Here is a 2,755-nt window from a genome sequence, read left to right as displayed (position 1 = left end):
GCCCTTCGGCCTGCTGTCGGTGGACGTGCCCGCGGCTGCCACCGCCAATGGATCGCTGCTGGCGCTCAACCGCCGGGCCCTGGCGGAGATCGACGGCTTCGCCGCGGTGCGTTCGGAGATCGTGGAGGACGTGGCGATCGCCCGGCAGATCCGGCGCGCGGGGTTGCGGCTCGGGCTCGCGCTGGGCGGTGACCTGGCGCGGACCCGGATGTACGCCGGCTACCGCGAAGCCGTCACCGGGCTGGGCAGGGGATTGCTCGGTGTGACCGGCGGATCCAAGCTGCGGCTGGTTGCGGCCACCGGCTGGCACCTGGCGGCGTACACGCTGCCGGCGCTCGGGGCGATCGGCCGCCGGCGCTGGCTGCTGCCGCTCGGGCTGGGGCTGGCCGAACGGCTGCTGGTGGCGCTGAAGTGCCATCCCGCTGCTGCCTGGCAGGCGATTCTCACGCCGCTCTGCCCGGTGGCGTTCGTCCCGGTGGCCAGGCAGGCGATGCGGCCGCGGCAGCAGTGGAAGGGCCGCAGCTACCCGTGACACTTCCCGCGCCTCGCTCGCAACCGCTGGTCGGCCATCTCGGACGGTGGGGACGGCAGCCGCTGTCGCTCCTGGAGGAGGGCGCCACCCTGGGCCCGGTCTTCGGTTTGCGGCTATGGCGAAACACGATCGTCGGTTACTCCCCGGACTGGAACCGGTTCGTCCTCGGTGACCTGGACCTGTTCCGCAGCCGGGGGAGCATGAGCGGGCTGTCGCCGCACCTGGCCGCCGGAGTGGTCCAGACCGAGTCACCGGATCACCGGCGCCGCCGCGCCGAGCTGAACCCGTCCTTTGCCCGGCGCTCCGTCTCGGCCCTGCGGCCTCGCATCCTCGAGGCGGTGACCCGGGGCCTGCCCAGCGGCGAGTTCGACGCGGTCACCTGGTCGGCGTCGATCACCCGGGCGATCCTGTCGGCCACCTTCTTCGGGGGCGCGCTGCCGACGCCGGTGCTGGCGGCCTTCCTTCGACCGCTGGACAGGCCGCTGCCCGGGCCGCTGGTACGCCGGCCCGCCCTGTTCCGGCGGATGAACCGGGCGCTGGCGCAGGCGCTGCCCGCGGCGCCGGAGGATTGCCTGGCCGCGGCGTTCCGAGACCTTCCCGGTGGCCTGGACGAGGTGCGGGTCGCGCTCAGCGCCGGTTATGACACCACCGCGCACACCATGGCCTGGCTGCTCTATCACATCAGCCGCCAGCCGGCCCTGTTCGGCGCCGGGCAGCGCGAGCTGGCGGTCAACGAGGTTCTCCGGTTGTACCCAGCCGGCTGGCTGGGCAGCCGCCGGGCGGCGCGGGACACGGCATTCGCAGGTATCGCCATTCCGCGAGGCACCCTGGTGCTCTACAGCCCGTACCTGACCCATCGGGACGGGGACCTGTGGCCGGAGCCGCAGGAGTTCCGGCCGGAGCGGTTCCTGGCTCCGTTGCCTGCCTGGGGTTTCCTGCCCTTCGCGGCCGGCGAGCGGACCTGCCTGGGCAGCTCGTACGCCCGGCTGGTCCTCGACACCGTGCTGGACGCCTTCGAAGGCAGCCGGCTCAGCGTGGTGACAGCCGATCCGCGACCCCGGGCGGGCATCACGCTGGCGCCCGCAGGCCCACTGATCCTGCGCCGGGAGCAGCCGCCGGTCTAGCCGGATCGCCCCGACGGTCAGGGTTTGCCGGTGGTGGCAGGGCGACCCCGAATCCCGCCACTGCCAACCGCAGCAATACCTGCCCGGGCGCCAGCAGGTCGGCGATCCGGGCGGCGCTGAGCACCTCCAGCTCGGCCAGCCTTTACTCAGGCACCCGGAAAGCCGTCGTCCACGCAGAGGATGTTCCCCTCGCTGTCCTTAACCAGGCGGCCTTGCCCACTCCTTCCATGGAAGCGACATCGTCGTCCCAGGAGACGCCCGGCATGTCGTAGCGCTCGAAGGTGACGCCGTTGGCCCTCAGCTCGCGGACCTCGGTGGCCACGTCATCGACATGCCACTGGGCAATGGTGTGCCCGGACTGCCCGGCGTATTCAGTTTGGTAGACGCTGAATGCCGAGCCGCCGTCGGTCTTGTAGAGCAGGAAGACGCCGTCCATCTCGAAAGATGGCGTGAGCCCCAGCTTGGCGGAATAGAAATCGCGGGCCCGGGTCAAGTCGGCGGCTGGGATGTTGGCGGTGATTGTGGCGGAGTTAAGCATAATTCCTCCCGATTGCGCGTCCCCGGTGTGCCGCGCTGGTGCGCACGCTAGACCTGGGGCAATCGCCGCGACAAGACCGCCGCGGCGAGGAAGGCAGCGATTGCGGCGATTCCGGCGATGGCTCCCATGGTGCCGCTGGTACTGACTTAAGTCCTGCCGGGTGGGGCCTTCGGCCTCGTGCGATCGGCCGACGCGACAAGCAGAGTGAAGGGCGTAGCGACAAGAATCAGAAGGGAAGCGGTCATCATGACCATGCAGGACAGATTCAGTGTTTCCTACCCACCCGAGGACCTGGTGATTCCTGGCGCGGTCGTCACTTCGACCGCTGCCAAGGCGCTGGCCGTGCTCCGGATCATGACCGGCTTGGTCTTCCTGTGGGCGTTCCTGGACAAGACCTTCGGCCTGCACTACTCCACGCCGGCGGCCAAGGCCTGGATCAACGGCGGCTCGCCCACCAAGGGATTCCTGTCCTCGGTGGAGGTCGGCCCGTTGAGCTCGACGTTCCACTCGATGGCCGGCGACACCTGGGTGAACTGGCTGTTCATGCTCGGCCTGCTCGGC

At 70.2% G+C, this 2,755-nt stretch carries 3 protein-coding genes and 1 pseudogene; 3 read left to right on the top strand and 1 reads right to left on the bottom strand.

The genetic code is table 11. The features are described 5' to 3' along the window. Window positions 1-532: glycosyltransferase (locus tag VF612_RS15100; RefSeq protein WP_408660676.1), on the top strand; the 532-nt coding region annotated here is incomplete at its 5' end. Next, complete coding sequence (locus tag VF612_RS15095; RefSeq protein ID WP_408660675.1) at window positions 529-1,656, top strand: cytochrome P450; 1,128 nt, start codon at window positions 529-531, stop codon at window positions 1,654-1,656. The genes VF612_RS15100 and VF612_RS15095, both read left to right, overlap by 4 nt. A gap of 142 nt (window positions 1,657-1,798) precedes the next feature. Here VF612_RS15095 and VF612_RS15090 read toward each other — a convergent pair whose 3' ends face one another. Beyond that, window positions 1,799-2,194, bottom strand: a complete 396-nt coding sequence (locus VF612_RS15090) for a VOC family protein (RefSeq protein ID WP_408660674.1) — start codon at window positions 2,192-2,194, stop codon at window positions 1,799-1,801. Between the two features lie 246 nt (window positions 2,195-2,440). Here VF612_RS15090 and VF612_RS15085 point away from each other — a divergent pair. Beyond that, window positions 2,441-2,755, top strand: a pseudogene (locus tag VF612_RS15085) (hypothetical protein); the annotation flags it as partial.

The organism is Jatrophihabitans sp. (assembly GCF_036388195.1).
Lineage (GTDB): Bacteria > Actinomycetota > Actinomycetes > Mycobacteriales > Jatrophihabitantaceae > Jatrophihabitans_A.
Note: the sequence above shows the minus strand (reverse complement) of the source record. Positions and strands in the feature narration are given on the sequence as shown.

What these genes read in the sequence shown, in the direction of transcription:
- VF612_RS15090 (WP_408660674.1), bottom strand. Translation starts at nt 2,194, where the DNA reads ATGCTTAACTCCGCCACAATCACCGCCAACATCCCAGCCGCCGACTTG.